21 protein-coding genes, 2 tRNA genes and 1 pseudogene are annotated in these 21,437 nt (G+C 29.4%); 10 read left to right on the forward strand and 14 right to left on the reverse strand.

Annotated elements, in window-relative coordinates; translation table 11 throughout:
- Positions 1-20: 20 nt before the first annotated feature.
- From AJ889_RS07380 to AJ889_RS07390, 3 genes are read right to left on the reverse strand one after another with little or no spacing between them, the layout of a single operon-like run.
- The gene (locus tag AJ889_RS07380) at positions 21-587 is read right to left on the reverse strand and encodes an aminodeoxychorismate/anthranilate synthase component II (protein ID WP_032584952.1); all 567 of its coding nucleotides are present in this window, start codon (positions 585-587) and stop codon (positions 21-23) included.
- Positions 584-2,368 (reverse strand): bifunctional chorismate-binding protein/class IV aminotransferase, encoded by a 1,785-nt coding sequence (locus AJ889_RS07385; protein ID WP_032584949.1) that lies wholly within the window; start codon positions 2,366-2,368, stop codon positions 584-586. Before AJ889_RS07385 ends, AJ889_RS07380 begins: the two co-directional genes overlap by 4 nt.
- A complete protein-coding gene (locus AJ889_RS07390) occupies positions 2,358-3,422 on the reverse strand; it encodes a tyrosine-type recombinase/integrase (protein WP_002860519.1) in 1,065 nt (354 codons plus the stop codon). The genes AJ889_RS07385 and AJ889_RS07390 overlap by 11 nt, the downstream gene beginning before the upstream one ends.
- 627 nt (positions 3,423-4,049) lie before the next feature.
- Here AJ889_RS07390 and AJ889_RS07395 point away from each other — a divergent pair.
- The 6 genes and pseudogenes from AJ889_RS07395 (at position 4,050) to AJ889_RS07420 (ending at position 7,548) form a co-directional block, all read left to right on the forward strand.
- Positions 4,050-4,517, forward strand: coding sequence for a hypothetical protein (locus AJ889_RS07395; protein ID WP_002908624.1), 468 nt, complete (start codon positions 4,050-4,052; stop codon positions 4,515-4,517).
- Positions 4,514-5,323 carry a protein-disulfide oxidoreductase DsbI gene (dsbI, locus tag AJ889_RS07400; RefSeq protein ID WP_002934579.1) on the forward strand — a complete coding sequence of 270 codons (810 nt, stop codon included), beginning with the start codon at positions 4,514-4,516 and terminating at the stop codon, positions 5,321-5,323. The genes AJ889_RS07395 and dsbI overlap by 4 nt, the downstream gene beginning before the upstream one ends.
- Before the next feature lie 210 nt (positions 5,324-5,533).
- On the forward strand, positions 5,534-5,749 hold the full coding sequence (locus tag AJ889_RS09770; protein ID WP_052797049.1) for an aryl-sulfate sulfotransferase N-terminal domain-containing protein: 216 nt from the start codon (positions 5,534-5,536) through the stop codon (positions 5,747-5,749).
- A gap of 318 nt (positions 5,750-6,067) precedes the next feature.
- Positions 6,068-6,618: pseudogene (locus AJ889_RS09780) on the forward strand (aryl-sulfate sulfotransferase).
- A gap of 47 nt (positions 6,619-6,665) precedes the next feature.
- Positions 6,666-6,818, forward strand: coding sequence for a hypothetical protein (locus AJ889_RS09785; protein WP_224326965.1), 153 nt, complete (start codon positions 6,666-6,668; stop codon positions 6,816-6,818).
- 88 nt (positions 6,819-6,906) lie between these two features.
- A complete protein-coding gene (locus AJ889_RS07420) occupies positions 6,907-7,548 on the forward strand; it encodes a thiol:disulfide interchange protein DsbA/DsbL (RefSeq protein WP_002934577.1) in 642 nt (213 codons plus the stop codon).
- A 34-nt stretch (positions 7,549-7,582) separates the two neighbouring features.
- On the opposite strand, the gene AJ889_RS09790 is transcribed toward AJ889_RS07420, so the two are convergent.
- From AJ889_RS09790 to AJ889_RS09800, 3 genes are read right to left on the reverse strand one after another with little or no spacing between them, the layout of a single operon-like run.
- Positions 7,583-7,990 (reverse strand): c-type cytochrome, encoded by a 408-nt coding sequence (locus AJ889_RS09790; protein ID WP_002860523.1) that lies wholly within the window; start codon positions 7,988-7,990, stop codon positions 7,583-7,585.
- 34 nt (positions 7,991-8,024) lie between these two features.
- Entirely contained in the window at positions 8,025-8,348 is a 324-nt protein-coding gene (locus AJ889_RS09795; protein WP_224326963.1) for a c-type cytochrome, read from the reverse strand.
- Between the two features lie 32 nt (positions 8,349-8,380).
- The gene (locus tag AJ889_RS09800; RefSeq protein WP_224362584.1) at positions 8,381-8,572 is read right to left on the reverse strand and encodes a hypothetical protein; all 192 of its coding nucleotides are present in this window, start codon (positions 8,570-8,572) and stop codon (positions 8,381-8,383) included.
- A gap of 207 nt (positions 8,573-8,779) precedes the next feature.
- Between AJ889_RS09800 and AJ889_RS09470 the strand changes: the two genes are divergently transcribed.
- A complete protein-coding gene (locus tag AJ889_RS09470; RefSeq protein ID WP_002852524.1) occupies positions 8,780-8,920 on the forward strand; it encodes a hypothetical protein in 141 nt (46 codons plus the stop codon).
- On the opposite strand, the gene AJ889_RS07450 is transcribed toward AJ889_RS09470, so the two are convergent.
- The 5 genes from AJ889_RS07450 to AJ889_RS07470 are packed head-to-tail and all read right to left on the reverse strand — an operon-like array spanning position 8,908 to position 13,389.
- Positions 8,908-9,540 (reverse strand): hypothetical protein, encoded by a 633-nt coding sequence (locus tag AJ889_RS07450; protein ID WP_002860525.1) that lies wholly within the window; start codon positions 9,538-9,540, stop codon positions 8,908-8,910. The two genes, AJ889_RS09470 and AJ889_RS07450, sit on opposite strands and share 13 nt — an antisense overlap.
- Complete coding sequence (locus tag AJ889_RS07455) at positions 9,537-9,779, reverse strand: hypothetical protein (RefSeq protein WP_002859542.1); 243 nt, start codon at positions 9,777-9,779, stop codon at positions 9,537-9,539. The genes AJ889_RS07450 and AJ889_RS07455 overlap by 4 nt, the downstream gene beginning before the upstream one ends.
- The gene (locus AJ889_RS07460; RefSeq protein ID WP_002859543.1) at positions 9,763-10,809 is read right to left on the reverse strand and encodes a DHH family phosphoesterase; all 1,047 of its coding nucleotides are present in this window, start codon (positions 10,807-10,809) and stop codon (positions 9,763-9,765) included. Before AJ889_RS07460 ends, AJ889_RS07455 begins: the two co-directional genes overlap by 17 nt.
- A gap of 8 nt (positions 10,810-10,817) precedes the next feature.
- Entirely contained in the window at positions 10,818-12,992 is a 2,175-nt protein-coding gene (gene flhA, locus AJ889_RS07465) for a flagellar biosynthesis protein FlhA (RefSeq protein ID WP_002859544.1), read from the reverse strand.
- Entirely contained in the window at positions 12,979-13,389 is a 411-nt protein-coding gene (locus AJ889_RS07470; RefSeq protein WP_002852609.1) for an RrF2 family transcriptional regulator, read from the reverse strand. Before AJ889_RS07470 ends, flhA begins: the two co-directional genes overlap by 14 nt.
- Positions 13,390-13,563: 174 nt before the next feature.
- Here AJ889_RS07470 and rpsO point away from each other — a divergent pair, with 174 nt between their 5' ends.
- A complete protein-coding gene (gene rpsO, locus AJ889_RS07475; RefSeq protein ID WP_002852579.1) occupies positions 13,564-13,836 on the forward strand; it encodes a 30S ribosomal protein S15 in 273 nt (90 codons plus the stop codon).
- Between the two features lie 85 nt (positions 13,837-13,921).
- On the opposite strand, the gene AJ889_RS07480 is transcribed toward rpsO, so the two are convergent.
- On the reverse strand, positions 13,922-16,762 hold the full coding sequence (locus AJ889_RS07480) for a DNA translocase FtsK (protein ID WP_032580953.1): 2,841 nt from the start codon (positions 16,760-16,762) through the stop codon (positions 13,922-13,924).
- A gap of 109 nt (positions 16,763-16,871) precedes the next feature.
- Positions 16,872-19,124: a flagellar hook-associated protein FlgL gene (gene flgL / locus AJ889_RS07485; RefSeq protein ID WP_002934574.1), complete on the reverse strand. Its 2,253-nt coding sequence runs from the start codon at positions 19,122-19,124 to the stop codon at positions 16,872-16,874.
- A gap of 181 nt (positions 19,125-19,305) precedes the next feature.
- Between flgL and AJ889_RS07490 the strand changes: the two genes are divergently transcribed.
- Positions 19,306-19,392, forward strand: a tRNA-Leu gene (locus tag AJ889_RS07490).
- Between the two features lie 10 nt (positions 19,393-19,402).
- A tRNA-Gly gene (locus AJ889_RS07495) sits at positions 19,403-19,477 on the forward strand.
- Between the two features lie 28 nt (positions 19,478-19,505).
- On the opposite strand, the gene abc-f is transcribed toward AJ889_RS07495, so the two are convergent.
- Positions 19,506-21,437, reverse strand: coding sequence for a ribosomal protection-like ABC-F family protein (gene abc-f / locus AJ889_RS07500; RefSeq protein ID WP_002859546.1), 1,932 nt, complete (start codon positions 21,435-21,437; stop codon positions 19,506-19,508).

The raw sequence follows: 21,437 nt of genomic DNA on the forward strand, positions 1-21,437 counted from the left end.
ATATTTTAAACGCAAAAAAACTAAAGTTTCATAAAGTTTTTAAGTATTTTTTTACCTTTTTGAGTTAAAACCGCTTCAGGGTGAAATTGTAATCCATAAATGGGATATTTTTTATGTTTAATTGCCATAATGATATTTTCTGAATTATGAGCTAAAATTTTGCATTTTTTAGGCATAAAACTGATATGTAAAGAATGATATAAACAAATTTCAATTTCTTTTTTAATACCCTTAAAAATAGGATCTTTTTTAAAATAAAGTTGAGAAATTTTACCATGCATGGGATTTTGTATTTTAGAAACCCTACCGCCAAAAACTTCAGCTATACACTGATGCCCTAAACATATACCTAAAATTTTTTTATTTTTTTTAAAATATTTGATTGCTTTTAAGCTTAATTTAGATTCCTTAGGAGAATGAGGCCCAGGAGAGATGATAAGATGAGTAAAATCAAATTTTTCTAATTCTTTAGCTTTTTTAAAGGCATCATTTTTTATCACTTTACATTCAAAACCAAGTTCTTTAAGATAATAGATGATGGTATAACTAAAAGAATCATAATTATCTATAAATAAAATTTTCTTCATTGTAATTTTACCTTTTTTAAACCACGCACGGAATTAATGCAATAAATATTTTCTGCTTCAAATAAATCTTGTTTAAATAATGCTTTTTCTTTTATCAAGCCAAGATTGATTAAGAAATTTCTATATACGCCATTTAACATACCGCTTTGAATTTGTGGAGTATAAAATTGAGCGTTTTTTTCTAAGATGAGATTGGTTCTTGAACCTTCGCAAAGTTCATCTTTTTCGTTAAAAAAAGCTATGTCATAACACAAGTTTTGCTGCCATTTGTATGAGTGTTGATTATAAAGAGTACGCAAAGAGCTTTTGTGATAGAGATTGTCACTTTTTGAGTTAATTTTATCATCACTTAAAAGCAAAATATCGTTTGAATTTTGTTTTAAGGCACTTTGTTGAAATTCGTATCTTCCGTCTCTGTATAAAATAAGCTTTAAAATTCCTTCTTTATGTGGATTTTTAAAGGGTAGGGGAAAATTATAAAATAAAGAGTGTTTTTTGTGGAAAATTTTTTCATCGAGTTTAAAAAGTGTAAAATTTTGATATTCTTTATAAGAACTTTTTTGATTTAAAACATTATAAAAATCTTTAAAGAGCTTGTGAGTATTAAAATTAAATTTAAGAGCTGAATTTATAAGCCTTAATAAATGTTCTTTTAAAAATAAAATTTGAGAATTTTTAAAATACATGGTTTCAAAAAGATAAAAATCACAAGGATTTAAGATTGCACTTTTAAGTTTTAATTCTTCAAATTCATCTTTGAATTTTGAGTCCCAAACTAAGCCGCTACCCGTGCTATAAGTATAAATTTCATTTTGTTTTTCTAAGGTGCGTATGGCTACGCTAAATTTATTTTTATTTTTGTGTATTAAACCTATAGTTCCGCAGTAAATACCACGATCTCTTTGTTCTAATTCTTCAATAAATTTAATGCTTTCAAGCTTTGGAGCACCTGTAATAGAACCACAAGGAAAGAGAGCTTTAAAAATTTGATATAAAGAAATATTTTTTTTAAGTTTTCCTTGTACGCTTGAAGTCATTTGATGTAAAGTAGGGTGACTTTGAATTTCAAAAAGTTTGGTTTTTAAGCTTTTTTTTGTGATGATTTTTGAAAGATCGTTGCGTAAAAGATCACAAATCATAACATTTTCACTCAGATTTTTTGTATCATTTTGCAAGAAAATTTTATTTTCTTCATCTTTTATAGGATCTTTATCACGCTTAATTGTGCCTTTCATAGGTTTTGTAAATATTTTTCTTTTTTTGGTTTTGAAGAAAAGTTCAGGAGAAAAGGATAAAATTTCTCTTGTTTCATCTTTTATAAAAGCTTTAAATTCAGTATCTTGTCTAGAAAGCAAAAGTTTAAAAAGTTCAAAAGAATCCATTTTGCTATGAAATTTAAAATTTTGAGTAAGGTTGATTTGATAAACTCTTCCTTTAGAGATTGCCTCTTTAACCTTGATGAAATTTTCTTTGTAATTATCTTGATCTAAAAAATTTATAAATTCAGGAATAAATTTTTCTTCATCGATATCTTCTTTTTGAAATTTTTTTCTTTTTTTAAAAGCAAATATAGACAAATAAGCTTTTTTGCTTGTGAAATTTTTATCTTGAAAATATCTATATAGCTCATAATCAGCAAGCATTAAAATATAAAAATCATTTTTATATTTTTCTATAAATTTAAAGCATTTTTTACTTTCTTTGTGGTTAAAGGCTTTTAAAGTGTGTTTTAAATCATGGTAAAAATATTTACCAAAAACAGCATAGTTTTCAAGAGTCACTTAATTCCTTTGCAACCTGTGCGGCAAGTTTTAATTTATCATTATCAAAATGAGTGTAAATTCTTGAGGTATTTAAACTTGCATGCCCTAAAGCTTCTTGAACTAAAACTAAATCTTTTTGTTTTTTATAAAGCAGGGTGGCAAAAGTATGACGCAACATATGAGCACCATTTTTTTGTTTGCGAATTCCTGCACGAAATAAAAGCTGTTCTACTATGCGACTGACATAAGATTGAGTCAGTGGAGTGCCTTTTTTATTGACAAAAAGTAGGGCGTCTTTACTCATATAATTAATACTTACATTTTTAAGCAAATCGTAAATAAGTTCTTTTTTTATCATTACAACACGATATTTATTGCCTTTAGCTCTTATTCTTATGATATAAAGATCGTTTTCTTCGCTAATATCACCCATTTTGATATTGATAGCTTCACTTACCCGTATGCCTGTAAAAATGATGATTTTAATAATAAGTTTATTGCGTATGGTATTGTTTTTAAAATCTGCATTTTCAATAGCATCAAGAAATTTTTTAAGCTCTTCTTCACTCATAAATTCAGGTAATTTTACCCCTTTAGAACCTGCTATACCTGCCCAGTTTTTAAGATTGATATCGAAAATATGTGCTTTTTCATCTTCTTCATTTTGCTTGTCTAAAAAATCAAAAAAATTAATCACAGCAATACGGTAATTTTTTTTGCTTGCATCTGATAAAGCACCTGTTATACTTGCTAAAACTTCTACAATGAGTTCTTCATCAATCTGTTTTAAAGAGTAAAGCTTATAAAAATTTAAATATTCAAATACTTTTTTTAAAGGATTAAAATAAGTATTAACTCCACTTAAACCAGCATTTCTTGCTTTTTTTGCTAGAGCGTCAAGTTCATCAATATTTTTTACACCTTTTGTAAGAGCAAAATTAACTTCTGCTAAAGCTTGTGGATTTTTTAACTCTTTGTTAGATAGTGAGTTGAGTTTAAATTTTACATATTTTGCTAACCAAAATAAGAATGATTTTTCAAAATTTTCTTCACAATCTAAAGGGTATTTCATAAAAACTTTTCCTAAATCTAAAATTTTAGCTTTTTAACTAGAAAAGGTATTTTAGTATTAACTTAGTAAAAAAAAGCTTTTTTAGGAAAAAGTTTGTTTTTATATGCAAGGCAAAAAGATTGAAATATTTTTATTAAATAAATCTTATATCAATCATAAAAAGATATGATAAAAGGTAAAAATATATAAAATTTATAATTTTGTATTGAAAACTGTAATTTTCAAACTTTTTTATATACACCTAGATTATTCTACTTTGATATAGATTAAGCTACTATTTTTACATACTTTTATGATTTTACCTTTTGAGTGAAATAAACTTATCCATAAAATATAATGTAAAAAATTGATAATTTTATTTCGTAAATTAAAATTATATTTTACTTTTCTTGAAAACTATAAAGAATATTTAAAAATTAAATTATTTTATATTATTATCAAAATATACATAAAAATGATAACTTGTGCATTAAATTTTTTAATCCCCTATTCTTGATTTTTAGTTAAAGTAAATATTCTTAGTTATAACATTTTTTAAGAATATTTTTATTTTAATAGTTTTATAATAGTTATTACATAAAAACTTAATAAAAAGTTTTATCAAAACCAAATTTCAAGGAGAGGGTAATGAAATTTCCAGTAAAATTAGCAAGATCTATTGTTGTATGTGCTTTTTTAGCAGGTATAAGTGCTAGCGCATTAAGTGAAGGTAAAGAATATGTAATTCTTAAAAATCCTATTGCTAACGCTGATAATTCATTGATTGAAATTTTTTCTTATCACTGTACTCATTGTTATGATCATCACAAATTTAATACCATGGGTAAAGTTAAAGAAAAATTACCTAATTTAACTTATAAATTTTATCCTGTAAGTTCTATGGGAGATTATGGAAGGCAAGCTAATGAAATTTTTGCTTTTGCGACATTTAAGGATGGTGTAAATAAAATTGATCCTACGGATAAAAATAGCTTAACTCATAAAGTTGCTGAAGCTTATTTTAATGCATATTTTAAGAAAAAACAAAGATGGGAAAATGGTAAAAATCCTGAAGCTTTGATTGAAATTACTAAAGAACTTAGCAAGCAAAAATGAGTTGTATAAAAATGAAAGATAAATGCAGAAATTTTTCACTTTCTAAATGGCAAGATACGCGTGAACCTTGGTTAATTTTGATTATAGTTACTATAGGACTTGCTTGTATAGCACATTTTTTATTTCAAGAATATCTTTTTATGGAACCTTGCGAACAATGTGTATATATAAGATTTGATATGCTTGTTATGGCTATAGGTGGTATGATTGCATTAATCAACCCTGCAAATAATATTATAAAAATTTTTTCTTATAGCTTAGCTTTTTATGGAATTTGGCTTGGCTTGGAGCATTGTCTAACTTTAAATCATATTCATGAAGTGGTTCATTCTGAAAATCCTTTTGCAGGTGTAGATGGATGTCGTGAAATTCCTATTTATCCATTTAATTTACCTTTGCATGAGTGGGCTCCTAGTTGGTTTTTGCCAACAGGAGAATGTGGGATGGATACCCCTGTAGTTCCAAAAAATGCTTATAATCATCTCAATGCTTTTCAAAAATTTTTTATAGGAACTCTACCTGATTTTGAAAATGGGCTTTATAGCAATGGTTGGTATTTGATTCCTAGTTTAAAGTTTATGAATATGCCAATTTGCTGTCTTATAGCATTTTTATGTTGTTTTATTGTGCTTTTTGCAATGTTTATAGCCTATGTTTTAGATAAAAATAAACCTAATGCTAAAATTTTTGCATTGGTGATTGTTATTTTGGTTTTAGTGCTTAAATTTATAGGCGAACCAAAAAATCCAAATCAAAATATAGTTAGTTTAATTTATTTGAATCAAGTCGTTTTAAGATGCTCTTAAAATACGCAACAAATTATTTTTGTTGCGTATTATTAAAATTTTATTAAGCTATTTTAGGATGGCTTAAATAATTTTAAAGGATTTATCATGAGACTTAGCAAAACTCTTTGCATGGCACTTTTGGCGTGTTCTACCCTGCTTGCGCCTAATGCTTTAATGGCCATGGGTGATCCTAGTGGAGTGAAAATAGATTAGCAAATTCAAGGACAAATGGGTATGATTAAAATGAATCCTTATGGATTATCTCCTTTGACCGCTATTATCATGAATAATGCCTATGTTTTAAGTGATATAAAAGTAACCATTGTTCCTAAACCAAATGGCCAAACTATCTCTTATAATGTGAATTCTAAAATGGCTAAGACTTATGGTGGAATTCCTATTTTTGGACTTTATCCTTCTTATAGTAAAGGTAAGTTATGCTAAATCTACAAATAGTAAAAGTCAAAAAATCATTCATGAGATTTATAAAATTGCAACTCCAGGGGTTAGTATAGAACCAAGTGGAAGGCACTGATCAAAGAGGAACTCTTTTTGAAAATGTGAAAGTATTAAAAATGGATCCAAAATTTTCAGATAGGCTATATTTAGTAAATAATGCTCCTGGAAAATAATCTGGCAAAGACTCATAATCTGTATGGAATAATCTTGTAGGTGGTGCTATGGAATGGGATGGAAATTCAAATGTCTTTATTATAAGATACCAAGGGTGAAATCAGATGGTATTATGATAACAATAAACTAATGAACTGGGGCAATATTTACAATCGTGGAATTATGATAAGTTTTCGTCAAAACAAAGATGGAGCTTTAACTTGGGGATTTGGTCAAAGATATGTAAAATACGATGTCTGGGAAGAGAAATTTTCAATCGCAAATTACCTGCTGCCTATATAGATTTTTTCTCATGCTATGGACAATATGCAAAAAATGGGCATTATCTTTGCGTCCAAGATAGTAAGCATGTACGCACAGTGTGTGATACTATTATAGAAGTAGATGAGGATGGTAATGTTGTTGATGATTGGAGATTGTATGAGATTTTAGATCCTTATAGAAGTACCATTATCAAAGCTTTAGATCAAGGTGCAGTGTGTTTAAATATAGATGCAAGTAAAGTGGGTAAAACTTTAAGCGATGAAGAGCTTGCCAAAATGGATGAAAGCGACAAATTTGGAGATATAGCAGGTTTGGGCGCATATAAAGGGTGGAATAAAGAATTTCAAAAATATTTATTGCAACCTGTAGATAAAAATGGCAATGAATGGTTTTATCCTGTAACTTCTTTAACTTAATATGAACCAGATAAAGATTCTATTATGGTTTATAGTGCAACGCTGGAATGGCTTTTAATCTTAGTAAAGGTGTAAGTCTTGGAGAACCAAAACCTAAAATTGATGAATTTAACTGGGGCGCTAAGGAGTCTTCGGTTCAAATTCAATTCAGCGGTTCAGGCACGGGTTATCAAGCAATGCCTTTTAGTGTTAATCAATAAAAATTACCAAAAAATAAATTTTGGCGGCTTATTTATTTTTTTTAAATAAAATTATCTTTGAAAATTTTATTTAACTAAAGGATATAATATGCGTAAATTTTTTTGCAAATTTGTTTTAACGCTTGTATTTTGTTCAAGTTTTGCATTAGCAAATAATAGTTTTATTACTCTTAATCCAAGTTTACCTAGCTCTGAAAATAGTGTAATAGAAGCATTTTCTTATAAATGTATACATTGTTATAATCATCATAAATTTGGAACCCTTGAAAAACTGAGAGAAGCTTTTCCAAATTTACATTTTAAACTCTATCCTGTAAGTTTAACGAATGGGGAATTTTCCAAAGAAATGAATGAGCTTTTTGCCTTTGCTCAATACAAAGATGAGCAAAATGGTAAAGATGCGAGTTATTCTGATAGTTTATCTTATAAACTTGCTGATGTTTATTTTGTTTCTTATTTTTTAAACAAGCAAAGAAATTTTTCAAATTTAGATGAATTTTACGACATAGGTTTAAAGGCTATGAATGTAAATAAAAATGAAGTATTAAATTTTTTAAATACCCCAAAAGCTAAAGAAATTTTAAGCGAGTTTCAAAGAGCTAATGATATAGCTAAAACCTATGGTACCCCTGCTTTTGTTGTTAATGGAAAATATCAAATTAACCCAAGCGCAATCAATTCAATGCAAGATTTAGAAGATCTAGTTAAAAAATTAAGTAATATGAAATAATAAATTTTTAAGGCAATAAAAATTGCCTTAAAAATTATTTTTTGATCATATTTGTATAAGGTCCATAGCGATGTTGGGTTGTAGAAAAGCTATCATCATAAGGTCCTACATCCATATCTAAAGGCTTAACCTTTCTATCTGGAAAGTCTTTATTTCTATTTGCTTTAATAGGACGAGCTTGTGAATTCATGTAAGCTGCTACATCATAAGCATCTTCAAGACTTAAGTCAGGCGCACCTTGAGGCATATTTTCTTTAATATAAGAAGCAGCTTTGATAAGACGATACATTCCAGTTCCTGTATTATAACTATCATCACCCCAAAGTGGTGGATAAAGATAATACGCCCCTGTGCTATCCTCATTTTTAAGCCCTAAGCCATTTTCTTGATGACAAACGGCACATTTATCCATATAAATTGCCTTACCTTTTTTTAGGATCAGCTGCTCTTAAGATGAAATCTATCTTCTTAAGTCCCTATCCTTCTATCTTAGCTCCTACTGGAACTCCTTGAGATAACCATTGCATATAAGTTAGCATGGCTTTCATTTCAGGTGTATCACTAGGCATTCTTTTGCCATTCATAGAGCGTTCAAAACAGCCATTGATCCTATCTGCTAAGGTAATTACTTTATCTCCTCTTGCATTATATTGTGGAAATCTTGCCCAAATTCTTACAAAACCCGATTGATTTTGCACACTTCCACCATTAGCATGACAGCTTGAACAAGAAAGATTATTTCCCGCAAATCTTTTTTTTAGGATCTTTGGCTTGTGGACCCACATATTTGCTTGTTTCATTAAGAATTTTATTTCCCAAAATAACCATTTTGCTATATTCTGAATTTTTTTGGCATTTTAGTTTCATCTATAGTGCCATCTTCATTTAATTCCTTAGGTAAATTCCATTTGGCAGTAGGCAGATCAATACCTGTTGCACTCTTAGTTTTTTCCAAATTTGGATCTAAGGCTAAAGCACAACTTCCACATAACAACAAAGTTAAAACTATAGAAAATTTATTCATCAATTTCCCTCCTTATTTTGCGTAATTTAAATTCAGTATAAGACTTTATTTAGAAAAAGTCAATAAAACCTAATTACATTTTAAGAAAAAAGCTTTAAACCTTAAAATAATATTCGTTTATATTTAAAATAGAACTTATATATTTAAAGCAAAAATAAAGTTTTTTCGCTATAATAAAATCTTGCAATATTTTTAAAGGTTAGGTTAATGAAAAATTTAAGCATTCAAGAAAAAAAAGACTTAGACAACTGCGTTTTTCAAAATCTTGGAAGGCAAGATACTTTTACTTTAAGTGTGGTTTTTAAAAATTTTTATTTAAAAATTAAAGCATTTATTTATTCTAAATAATACCACTTAAAATCCTTTTTTGTGTAGGAAAGATCTTTAAAAGAAGGTGATTGGATAAATAGTTTGCACTCTTTATCCAAATTTTCTATCCCGTATATTTTCATAGCCATTCTTGAGTCATGTCTTGTAAGTTCTATTCCAACACAAGCTTGATTGTTGATTTTGTAAAGTAAAGTGCCACCATCTTTTTCATCTATATTTAAAATATCCAAATTCTTATTTTTACTCATATCTTTTACATCTTTACTAAAAGAATATCGGAGTTTATAATATATCATAATATCCTGCATGGTATTTTTCAAATTTTGTAAATTTTCATTAATCAAATATCCATTATTTTTATAAAGTTTTAAAAAATCTTCATTAAGAAATTTTTGAAAACTTTCATCTTTAGATAATTTTTGACAAGAATTATAGCTATTTAAAATTCTAACTTGACTGGCTTCTATTAAAAGTTCAAGGCAATCTTTATTTTCTTGTGAAAATTGCACTAATTTAACTTCTTGAATCTTAAAATCTTTATTCGGTTTTTTTTCATAAGCAAAATCATTTAATTTTTCATAAATATTAGCAAAACTTAAAGAATATAAACTAAAAAAAATTAAAATATACTTTTTCATTGAAAAAAATCTTTGTATTTATTTTTTAGAAATTCCACCACTTCTAAAATTTCATCAACCCCTTCTTTGTCGGAATTTTCGAGTACATTATCTATATTATCAATATAAGCTTCTATTGCATTTTCTAATTTTTCTCTTTTAACTCCAGCGTATAAAAGCATAGCTTCTAAAACTATGCTAAGCTCATATTGTAAATCTTCTAATTCATTTTTTAAGGTTTTATTATTGTTTTGATTCATTGTTTTCCTTTTTAAGTTCTTTGCTTTTAATTAAATCAATAATTTGAGCCTTAATATAATTATAATTTGCTCCATCTTTAAATGTCGCAAAAAGTCCACCACTAGCATTTTTATGTCCGCCACCACCTACTAAATTTTTAGCCATTAAACTTACATCTATTTTTCCATTTGCACGAAAACTTAAGGTTTTTCTAGAACTAACATCAATAAAAAAGTCATAATCAGGATTTTTTACTAAAAAATCATTTCCAATAACAGAAGTATTGCCTATATTTGAAGTTAAGATGCCTTTATGGCCTTCATATTCTATGCTGAAATTTTCTTTTAGCTCACTTAGTTTTTCAACTACAAAATAAGAAATTAAATTAGAAAGAGTATCATCATTTTTTCTGGCAAAATAATCCTTTTTTATAAAATGAGTAGCATTATCGAGTAAAATATTTGCATTTTCTTTTCCTATAAATTTCCAAGCCTTATCAAGCAAGAAAAACATATAATCAATTTGAGATTCTTTAAACATTACACGATTTATTTCTTTTGCATTGGCAATCAAGCCTAAAAAAACCTTTCCAAGTTCAAAATTTTCATCCTCGCTCAGCCAAATATCAACAGCATTAACCACATCAACAAATTTTGAAAGTTCTAAAACAGGAGTACAGATTTTAGAGAAAAAATCATAAACGATTTTAGTTGCACATCTTTTAGAATCAAGTAAATACCAAGAATATTTTTGAGCACATTCTTCGCCACTTTGATGATGATCAAGAAGAAAAATTTTAGTATTTTTCTCTTTGCAAATTTTTTCAAATTCTTCGCATTGATTTAAATTTAAATTTAAATCTGTTATTAGAATAATAGCTTTTCCGAAATTTTCATCTTTTTCTATATCGCCTATAATAGAGTTAAAATTTTCATTAATTTCTTTGCCATAATTAGAATTATAAAATTTCACATTTTTAAAATAAAAATTTACTATAAATTGACAAGCATAGCCATCAAGATCTGTATGTGAAAGATGATAAATTTTCATTATATTCCTTAAAGTTCTATCCTAATAATACCCTCGGTATTAAAATTTGTATTTTCTGCAATTTCTGCAAAACTTAACACTACTATATTAATGCTAAAATTATAACAAATATCAGCAATGAATTTTCTAAGCTGCGGTTCAACGCAAAGTATAAAAGGCTTGATACGACCATTTGCTACTGCGGCAACTTCAGCCCTTAGAGTATCTACTAAAGTACCTGTTTGAGCTACACTTAAAGGCAAGTGATAACTTCCATCTCTAAATTGTACATTTTCCATTAAAACCGCAGAACTAGCAGAGTCTAAGATAAAAATATCCAAATTTCCTTTATCATCTAAATACATATTTGTAATCATCCTAGCCAAGGACGCCCTTACATGTTCAATAATCATATCAAAACTCTTGCTTACTTCTGCTATATCGCTTACAGATTCTAAAATAGTAAGCATATCTTTAATTGGTATGTGATGCTTAAGCAAGTCTTTGAGAATTTTTTGAATAAGACTTACAGATGCAACACCTAAAGCACCTTCTACGATGATTGGATAATCATTTTTAACCTTATCAAGAAGATTTTGTACCTCTTGGCGTGTGAGAAGTTCGCTTGCGTGCGCTTTGATAAGTTCGCTCATATGTGTTGAAATAACACTTGCAGGATCTATTACTATATAGCCATTTAATGTTGCTTCATCTTTTAAATTCGCATCAATCCAAAGTGCATCAGAGTTAAAAGCGGGTTCTTTTGTAGCAATCCCTTCTATCTCTTCTGTGATAAAACCACTATCCATGGCTAAATATTTATCCGGATAAATTTCAGCACTTGCTATAGACACGCCCTTGAGTTTAAAACTATACTCATTTGGTTTAAGTCTTAAATTATCTCTTATTCTTATTTTTGGCATTAAAAATCCTAAACTTTCAGCAATACTTCTTCTCATTGAGCGAATTCTTTCTGTAAGTTCGTTTTCAGCAAGCTTAATAAGTCCGTATCCAAGTTCAAGTTCTAAAATTTCAACTTTGAGTATATCGTTAATCTTGTGCTCTTCTTCTTTGAGAATTTCTTCTTCGCTTTTCTTAGCAGGCGCTGCCGTTGTCCCACCTGCTCCACTTTGAGATGCAGCTGCGGCACTTGGTTTGCTTTTTTTAACTGTAGTTATATCAATTTTACCTTCCTTAACCTGCTTGGTAAGATAGCCAAGGCTTAAAAATACTAAAGCCATAAAGCCCAAGGATAAAGTTGGCAAACCAGGCACTAACGCAAAGATAAAAAGTACAAAACCTACTATTAAAAGCGTGCGATATTCGCTTAAAAGTTGAGTTAAAGTTCCTTCTGCAAAATTTTCCTCATCTTTGCTTGCACGAGTGATAATTATAGCGGTTGCAGTAGAAGTAATAAGTCCTGGAATTTGAGATACAAGTCCATCACCTATGGTTAAAATAGTATAAGTAGATGCAGCATCGCTTAAAGCCATATCGTGCTGAAAAGATCCTATTAAAAAACCACCTATGATATTTATAATAGTTATGATAATCCCTGCAACAGCATCTCCTTTGATAAATTTAGAAGAACCATCCATTGCACCATAGAAGTTTGCCTCAGCAATAACTTCTTGACGTCTTGCTCTAGCGGTTTGTTCATCAATAAGTCCTGCATTTAAATCCGCATCAATAGCCATTTGTTTACCCGGCATCGCATCAAGTGTAAATCTTGCTTGTACTTCAGAAACCCTTGTACTACCTTTTGTTACAACCATGAAATTAATCAATACTAAAATACAAAATACAATCACGCCAATGACCATATTTCCACCAACAACAAATTCTCCAAATGCTGCTATAATCTCACTCACAGCTTCAGGGCCGTTTTGCCCTTCGCTTAAAATCATCCTTGTGGTAGCTATATTTAATGAAAGCCTAAATAAAGTGATAATCAAGATTAAAGTTGGAAAAGTTGTTAAATCTGTCGGTTTGGGTATATAAATAGAAATTAAAATAATTAATACCGATAAAGCTATACTTAAAGCCAAGAAAAAGTCCAAAATAGGACTTGGTAAAGGAACTATAATAATAGCTAAAATACAAACTAAAAAACCAACAATAGTCAAGCTTTTAGCTTTTAAAACAGGAGCGATTAAAGGCCCCAAGAAAGGAAAAACTAAATCGACTATTTTATTTTTTGCCATTATTTTTCATAATATCTTCTAAAGTAATAGAATCTAAAAATTCATCTACTTTATTTTGTAAATTTACTAACATAGGCATTAAGGTGCAATTTTCTTCTTTATTATTTGGACAAGTGCCACCACTGCATTCAAATACACTGATATCCTTTTTTTCAGCACTATTAACAATTTCTTTTATAGTATATTGACTTGGTTCTTTGATTAAAACAAAACCACCTTTTGCCCCTTTAAAGGATTTTAACAAGCCATCTTTAGCTAAAGTTTGTAAAATTTTAGCTAAAAAACTTTTAGGAATATCAAGCTCTAAAGCTAAAGAATCTACATCTTGAGGTGTTTCTTTTTGAGAAATATAAATTAAAGAAAGTAAAGCGTATTCGCTAGCTTTGGTAAATAGCACAGATTCTCCTTGTTATAACTACAGAAATAGCTGTAATTATAATAAATAATTCTTAGAAAAAGACTTAAATTTTGACAAAACCTTCTAAAAAAGATAAATTCAGTTTATTTTTTGCTTTTTAAGATAAAATTACAGTTCTTTAATTTTATTATTTTACCAATCAGGAGGTCTATCATGGCTTTGGATTCGGCCAAAAAAGCAGAAATAGTTGCGAAATTCGCTAAAAAACCAGGTGATACTGGTTCAACAGAAGTTCAAGTAGCTCTTTTAACTGCAAGAATTGCAGAACTTACAGAACATTTAAAAATCTACAAAAAAGACTTTTCATCAAGATTAGGACTTCTAAAACTTGTAGGTCAAAGAAAAAGACTTTTATCTTATCTTAAAAGAAAAGATTATAATTCTTATAGTAAGTTAATTACTGAATTAAATCTTAGAGATAAATAATTTTTAAGCCCTTTTTACGGGGCTTTTACCTTTTAAATTTCTTCTTTTGTAATCAGTTTTATATATCAAAAACACAAGAAAAATCTTACAAGATTTCCCTTTGTCCTTTGGCATCAGGTTCGCTTAAAATCCCGTTTTGCGTAAGTTGTTCAATAATATTTGCAGAGCGGTTATAGCCGATTTTTAAACGGCGTTGTAAATAAGAAATGCTTGTTTTTCCATCTTCTAAGATTACTCTTTTAGCTTCTTCATAAAGCTCATCTACTTCCCCATCAAAGCTTTCATTTGTTGTAACACCTACGCTTTGTTGATCCTTTAAAAAGCTTTCATCATATTCTACGCTTTGTTGATCCTTTAGAAAATCCACGATTTTTTCTATTTCAAATTCGCTTGCAAAAGGCGCATGCAAACGCACTATAGAGCTTGTTCCAGGAGGAGTAAATAAACAATCCCCTCTTCCAAGTAAACTTTCAGCACCCATAGCATCTAAAATAACTTTAGAGTCAATTTTTTGCCCTACTTTATAAGAAATTCTACTTGGTAAATTCGCTTTAATTAGTCCTGTTACAACATCAACAGAAGGTCGTTGTGTAGCTACAATCAAGTGGATTCCACTTGCTCTTGCCATTTGCGCAAGTCTTCCTATATAAAATTCTACATCTTTACCCGCAGTCATCATCAAATCAGCAAGTTCATCGATAATTACTACAATAAAAGGAAGTTCTTCTCCGCCTAATTCTTTCATTTTTTCATTGTAATTTTCTATATTTTTGGTTTTTGCATCAGCCATTAAGCGATAGCGTCTTTCCATTTCAGCTACCATATTTGAAAGCGCATTGACTGCTTTTTTTGGATCTGTGATAACAGGAGTTAAAAGATGAGGAATGTCATTATAAATGCTAAATTCAAGCATCTTAGGATCTATCATCATCAAACGCAAGGTTTTTGGAGAGTTGCGATATAAAAGACTTAAAAGCATAGAATTTATCCCCACACTTTTACCACTACCTGTCGTTCCTGCGATGAGTAAATGCGGAAGTTTTTTAAGATCGGTTACAAAAGCATTGCCTACTATATCTTTACCTAAAGCTATGGTTAAAGGACTTTTAGCGTTTTTAAAAACTTCACTTTGTAAAATTTCTCTTAAATAAATGGTTTGAATTTCATCATTTGGAACTTCTATACCTACAACATCTTTTCCTGGTATTGGAGCTTGAATACGGATTGATTTTGCCATTAAAGCCATAGTTAAATCATCTTGTAAATTTAAAATACGACTTACTTTCACATCTGCACTAGGACGAAATTCAAAAGTAGTTACCACAGGACCAACATAAGTGCTTATAACATCGCCGCCTATTTTAAAACGACGCAATTTTTCAAGAAGATTATAAATTTTTTTATCTATTTCACTTTCATTGATTTCTTGTTTGTGTTCTTTTGGATTAGCTAAAAAATCTAATGGCGGCAAGGTGAAATCTTTTGGTTTTTCTACTTCGCCCTGCTCTATTTCACGCAATAAAGCTTGGTTAATAGCAATTTCTTTGGCTAAAACTGCTTTTTGAAGTTTAATTTCTTGATCATTTGTTTTTTCATTATCGATTTTAGTTTCTGTATTTTGGATAAAATCGAGTGTATTTTTTTCTTCTATAACTATTTCATTTATATTTTTTATAGGAGTAGGTTCTATATAAGGATGATTTAACTCTTCTACAATGGGAGCAAATTCAAAGATATTGTCTGCTTTATCTAGATTTTTATTTTCATTTATTTTGTCTGATTCTTCTGTTTCTGTTTTAATTGTTTTTGGGCTATTAAAACTATATTTATTCCCTTCTATAATATCGCTTGAATTTATCGCATCATATTCTTCTAATTTTTTAATTTCTTGTTTTACTTTATTTTCTAAAATTTCATTTTGATAGGCTTTGTATTCTTGTTCTAGTTTTTCTTTTTTTATCAAATTCTCTCTAAGTTCAAGCTCTTTTGTAAAAATTTTTGGTTTAACTTCTTGATTAGAAACTGGAATTTCAATATTTTTACGTTTATAACTTGGCTCATCTAAATTTTTATTTGTATCTATTTGCTTTATATCTTCAAGTTTTTTAGGTTTTAAAAAACGTTCAGGAATCATATCTACCTCTTCTTCTGAAATAAAATTAAAATCTTCATCAAGACTAATGCTCATTTTACTAGCCTTTTGTGCGAAATTTCGCACTTGTTGAGAATGCTCATAAACAAAACTTCTTGATTCTTTTAAACTTTGTTTATCAATCTCTATGGTTTCATCTAAAATTTGATTTTTTAGTTTTTCAAAATTTTCCTTGGCCGTGGTAATTGAATTTTTACTTGCATTGATATTGCTATCTTTAATTATCTGTTCTAAGTTATTGGTTTCCCCTTTTTTGTTTATTTGTAAATTTCCATAAATACTATCTTGCAAAATATTTAATTTTGGAGCTATAGGTTCTGATTTACCTACATCTTCTTTCTCGTTTTCTCCACCAAATACACGCATAAGTAAAGATTTAAAAGCTTGCTCTATTTTTAATAAATAAGTAAAATCTAATTCTATTTTTAAAATTTCTTTTGCAAATTTTGGAAACAATAAAACCAAAGAAAATAGTAGAAGTAAAAGAGCAAAAATTCCACTCCCTGTACGCCCTAAGATTATAGAAAAAAATCCATATACAATTTCTAAAATATACCCAAACTCTCTATAAAAGACAGAAAATAAAAGCAAGGCAGAAAAAAAGGCCAAAGAAAAACCAAAAAGCTCCCTACGCTTAAAATTTTCTATTTTATATTTTTTTTTATAGTAGAGATAATTTAATATAAGCAAAGAAAATGGATAATAATACCCAAATTCTCCAAATAAAAATAAATTAGCCTTGTAAACCCATTCTCCCATGCCAGGTGCTAGCATACAAAGACAAAGATAAAAAATAACAAGCGTGGAGCTGGTAAAAATGGCTTCTTTTTTAATATTCTTTCCTTGAAAATAAAATCAAAGCCAAATTATACCATAAAAAATTTTACATATAATTTAATAAGCTAAGTTGAGAAATTGTTGTACTAGCTTTAAGAGAAGCTTGATATGCAAGTTGAACTTGCATTAAATTCATCATTGCCTCACCATAATCTACATCAATCACATTTGATTTTATACTTTGGACATTAACGCTTAAAAAGGATGTGCGTGTATTAACACCTTCGATAGTATTATGATATGCTCCCATAGTTGTATTAAGCTTGCTAACATGATCTGCTAAATGATCAAGTCTTTCTAAAGCTCCTTGCATACCTGTATTTCTAGGGTTTTCACTTTCGGAGTCTGCTCTCATATTGCCTTTTAAAACAGCATCAATCATTGAATCTAAATCTTTAATAATATCCACATTTGGCTCATCTATAGTTAAAGAATTATTCGCGCTAAAACTAAAATTTGGACCATTTTGTACAGTAGAAGTTGTGGTAAAAGGAGGTGCTGGAAATTGGCCACTTTGAGAATCACTAAGAGAAATTTCTATATTAGTGCCTGAAGAAAGTTTATCAGTAACACTAATACGACCTTTATAATCCATACTTACATCAACAGTAGCTTGTGAATCTTTCATGAGTTGTTGTATTTGGGTATAATCTGCATTATTAATTTGACCATTATTGGCTTGTATGGTTGTTGTAGGAATTTTATCTGCAGCAAACATACCTATAATATCATTAATTTGACCATAAGTAATATCATTTGATCCTGTAACAACCCCACTATTTCCAGTTGCAGGATTAGTATGCATAATAGGAAAGCTTATGGTTTGACCTGGATTATTAGGATCAGGATAGCTTACAGTTGAAGTTTGTAAATTTATAGTAACATCGTAAGAATTTCCACCTTTGGAATTGACTTTTAAATTTAAAGTAGTACCATTTAGGCTATCTCCTGCCATTACCTCGCTAAGTTTGGTTGAATCAGTGGCATAAGCATTGCTTCCTTTGATAACTTGAGAAACATTACCATAAACAGTATTGCCATTTTTTTCAAAATACACATTATCGTAATCAGCTCCATTAGCAGCATTTCCATCTGTATCTGTCATTTTACTTTTGATAAAATCAGTTTGTTTTAAATCGATTGTGAATTGTTGATTGTTGATTGTTACAGTTACAGGGTTGTTTAATTTTGTTATATCTCCATTACTAGGAGCAGCCGTAGCAGCTTGCATAACCCTATTTGTAACTTCATTCATTGAAATACCCTCTTGATTAGCAGCTTCAATAATATTTTTAAGTTCATCTTTGGTATCAGCTTGTGGTGTGAAAGCTACAGCATGAAAATCGAGTTTATTATTACCTTGCTTTAGATCTGTAATTTGAATTTGACCACTATCATTCATACTTACTTCTACTACTTTATTATTTGGAGTATTACCATAAAGAGCTCCAATATTTTCCATTACATCTTCTAAAGTATCTTCGGGTTTGACGAGTACAGCACTTTTAAAACTTGTTCCATCAGGCTTGGTTCCTTGAACATAAAGAGTTGTTGGAGGAAAATCTAGTTTGCTATCATCATACTCAAAGTCTTTGTCAGCATCTAAGCTATTATCTTTTACATAACCCTGTCCGATAAGTTGTTGCCATTTAGAATCTCCTGTGAGATATTTAGTTTTATCAGGGTCTTTATTTAAATCCCAACGATTATCTGTAAAACTAACATTAGTGCTTATTTGTTTTTTATAGTCTCCATCTGCTTTAAAAAATAAATCCCAACCTGGTATATTGTATGGGCTTTCAGTTCCAGCTCCAGTTACTACATTAATATTATTTTTATCTCCATAATAATTTCCATTAGAATCAAAAGGTTTGTTTGCAACTTGAGAACCTGCAAAAAGATACTGACCATTAACACTGGTATTTGCAAGCTGAACTATGCTTTCTTTTATACGTTCTAGTTCTTTTGCTATAGCTTCTCTTGAGGTTTGAGAATTGCTATCGCTTGCAGCTTGGGTTACTTTAACTTTAAAATCTTCAAGAAGTTTAACCATATCTTGTAAAGCTTTCATACTATTTTGAGTCATTTCTTGAGCTCTACTTGTTGATTCTTTTACTTGTTCTAATGTTTTAATTTCATATTCAAGACGCGTATTATCTATATAAGTGCTTGCATCTTCATATGAATTTTGTATTTTCAAACCTGAAGCAAGTTGTTGAGATATCTGATATAAAGCACTTTGACCGCCCATAGAATTATTCACACTATTTGTGAAGTTAAGTTTATTTGTAATTCTCATTTTTTTCCTCTAAAGTATTAAAGTTAAAATCTTTTCAAACATTGCTAATAAACAAAAGCAATAACTGTTCCAAAAATTTAAATTATATAATTTTATATTGTCTTTTTGAAAATACTTTTTATTTTTAAAGTATTTTTTAGCCTAAAAAAGTATAATTTTAGCTTTAAATCTTATAAAATGAGCCCGAGTGGTGAAACTGGTAGACGCGCCAGACTCAAAATCTGGTAAGGGCAACCTTGTGTCGGTTCGAGTCCGACCTCGGGCACCACTTATTTTTTGCGGGAATAGCTCAGGGGTAGAGCACAACCTTGCCAAGGTTGGGGTCGCGGGTTCGAATCTCGTTTCCCGCTCCATAGAATAAAAAATATAAAATCTCTTTAATTATAAATTCTCGCTTTTCTCTAATACTAAAAAATACTCATTTTCTAGAATTTCAAGTTCTTTTTGCATTACTTCAAGCTCTTGATAAAGCTTGTTAATACCTATTTCTTGATATACATTTGGATCGGATAAATCTTGATTTAATTTAGCTATCTTTTGCTCTAAAAAATCTATTTTTTCAGGATGGTTTTTTAATATCTCATTTTCTTTGTAGCTCAATTTTTTGGAGCTTTTTTCTTTTTGGTTATTATTTTGCTCTTGGGTTTGAAGCTCTAAAGCAAAATTATCCAATTCTTCAATTTCTTTTTCATTTTCAAGATATTCAGTATAAAGAGTGTGTAAAATATTTATATATCCATTTCCCTCAAAAGCATAAAGTTTTGTTGCGATTTTATCAACAAAATATCTATCGTGTGATACTAGCAAAATAGCCCCTTCAAAACTAAGTAAGTATTCTTCTAATATATTAATCGTAGCTATATCAAGATCATTAGTTGGCTCATCTAAAATCAAAACATCATATTCTTTAGTAAAAAGCAAGGCTAAAGCAACGCGATTTTTCTCTCCACCACTTAAAAGAGCCACGCTTTTATCTAAAAATTCCTTAGGAAATAGAAAATTTTTCAAATATCCATAAACATGCATATTTTTACCACGAACTTCAACCCTATCTCCACCATTGGGACAAAAAATTTCAAGCAAGCTTTTATCAGAATTTACCAAGCTTCTAGCCTGATCAAAATATCCTATCTTAAGCTCTCCGCGTTTTATTTCACCGCTATCTTGTTTTATTTGCCCTAGAAGAATTTTTAACAATGTTGATTTTCCACAACCATTTCTTCCTACGATAGCTATGCGTTCACCTTGTAAAATACGCGTTGAAAAATCTTTAAAAAGATTTTTATTGTTTATATTTTTGCTTATATTTTTAAGCTCAAAAAGCATTTTTTTACGATTGATCGTTTTTTCTCCATTAAAATTTAAAGCCGCTCTTGAAATTTCAAGTTTTAAGCGTTTGATTGCCCCAGGATTTTTTTTCGCTTCTTCACGCATTTTAAAAATGCGTTCTTTTCGTCCTTCATTTCTTTTAAGTCTTGCTTTAACCCCTCTTCTAAGCCATTCTTCTTCGCTTTTTAATTGCTTTAAAAGAGTTTCATGGCTCTTAGCAAGGCTTTGCAAAATTTGTGTTTTTTTCTCTAAATAGTTTGCATATCCGCCTTTAAAAATACTAAGCTTACCCTGCTCTACTTCTACACACTTGTGTGCTATAGCGTCAATAAAATATCTATCATGGGAAATAAAAATCACACACATCTTTGAATTTTTTAGCAATTCTTCCAAAAAGCTTGTCATATATACATCTAAATGATTAGTTGGTTCATCAAGCAATAAAATATCAGGATTTTTTAGTAAAAGTATGCAAAGCCCAACGCGGCGTATTTCTCCACCACTTAAAGTAGATATAATGCGATTTTCATACTCAAGTAAACTAAATTCTTTTAAAACGCGTATTATTTTAGATTCTATACTCCAAGCATCTTTACTATCAATCAAAGTCATAAGCGTATCTATTTTTTGAAGATAATCTTTATTACTAGGATCTTCTTCTAATTTTTTATGCAGTATTTCATATTCTTCTAAGGTATTGTAAATTTCTACAAGCTCTTGCTTGATGGCTTCTTTTACGCTTAAATTTGCATTAAAATCAACGGTTTGTGAAAGCATGGCTATGCTTTTTCCATTTTGTCTTATTATTCTACCGCTATCTAAAGGAAGTGTGCCTAAAAGCGTTTTTAAAAAAGTAGATTTTCCTTCTCCATTTTTGCCTATAATAGCAATCTTTTCTCCCTCGTTTGCGCTAAAATTTACTTCATTTAAAACTATTTTGTCTCCAAATTTTTTTGAAGCTTCAATTAAATCTATAAGAGCCAT

The organism is Campylobacter sp. BCW_6468 (assembly GCF_001762865.1).
In the GTDB taxonomy this organism is placed as follows: Bacteria; Campylobacterota; Campylobacteria; order Campylobacterales; family Campylobacteraceae; genus Campylobacter_D; species Campylobacter_D jejuni.

Excerpts from the sequence above, each read along its gene's own strand:
- AJ889_RS07395 (WP_002908624.1), top strand. The coding sequence starts at position 4,050 with ATGAAATTTCCAGTAAAATTAGCAAGATCTATTGTTGTATGTGCTTTT.
- rpsO (WP_002852579.1), top strand. The coding sequence starts at position 13,564 with ATGGCTTTGGATTCGGCCAAAAAAGCAGAAATAGTTGCGAAATTCGCT.
- dsbI (WP_002934579.1), top strand. The coding sequence starts at position 4,514 with ATGAGTTGTATAAAAATGAAAGATAAATGCAGAAATTTTTCACTTTCT.
- flgL (WP_002934574.1), bottom strand. The coding sequence starts at position 19,124 with ATGAGAATTACAAATAAACTTAACTTCACAAATAGTGTGAATAATTCT.
- flhA (WP_002859544.1), bottom strand. The coding sequence starts at position 12,992 with ATGGCAAAAAATAAAATAGTCGATTTAGTTTTTCCTTTCTTGGGGCCT.
- AJ889_RS07455 (WP_002859542.1), bottom strand. The coding sequence starts at position 9,779 with ATGAATCAAAACAATAATAAAACCTTAAAAAATGAATTAGAAGATTTA.
- AJ889_RS09470 (WP_002852524.1), top strand. The coding sequence starts at position 8,780 with ATGAAAAATTTAAGCATTCAAGAAAAAAAAGACTTAGACAACTGCGTT.
- AJ889_RS07450 (WP_002860525.1), bottom strand. The coding sequence starts at position 9,540 with ATGAAAAAGTATATTTTAATTTTTTTTAGTTTATATTCTTTAAGTTTT.
- AJ889_RS07480 (WP_032580953.1), bottom strand. The coding sequence starts at position 16,762 with ATGCTAGCACCTGGCATGGGAGAATGGGTTTACAAGGCTAATTTATTT.
- AJ889_RS07390 (WP_002860519.1), bottom strand. The coding sequence starts at position 3,422 with ATGAAATACCCTTTAGATTGTGAAGAAAATTTTGAAAAATCATTCTTA.
- AJ889_RS07460 (WP_002859543.1), bottom strand. The coding sequence starts at position 10,809 with ATGAAAATTTATCATCTTTCACATACAGATCTTGATGGCTATGCTTGT.
- AJ889_RS09795 (WP_224326963.1), bottom strand. The coding sequence starts at position 8,348 with ATGAAACAAGCAAATATGTGGGTCCACAAGCCAAAGATCCTAAAAAAA.
- AJ889_RS07420 (WP_002934577.1), top strand. The coding sequence starts at position 6,907 with ATGCGTAAATTTTTTTGCAAATTTGTTTTAACGCTTGTATTTTGTTCA.
- abc-f (WP_002859546.1), bottom strand. The coding sequence starts at position 21,437 with ATGGCTCTTATAGATTTAATTGAAGCTTCAAAAAAATTTGGAGACAAA.
- AJ889_RS09800 (WP_224362584.1), bottom strand. The coding sequence starts at position 8,572 with ATGAATAAATTTTCTATAGTTTTAACTTTGTTGTTATGTGGAAGTTGT.
- AJ889_RS09770 (WP_052797049.1), top strand. The coding sequence starts at position 5,534 with ATGGGTATGATTAAAATGAATCCTTATGGATTATCTCCTTTGACCGCT.
- AJ889_RS07380 (WP_032584952.1), bottom strand. The coding sequence starts at position 587 with ATGAAGAAAATTTTATTTATAGATAATTATGATTCTTTTAGTTATACC.
- AJ889_RS09785 (WP_224326965.1), top strand. The coding sequence starts at position 6,666 with ATGGCTTTTAATCTTAGTAAAGGTGTAAGTCTTGGAGAACCAAAACCT.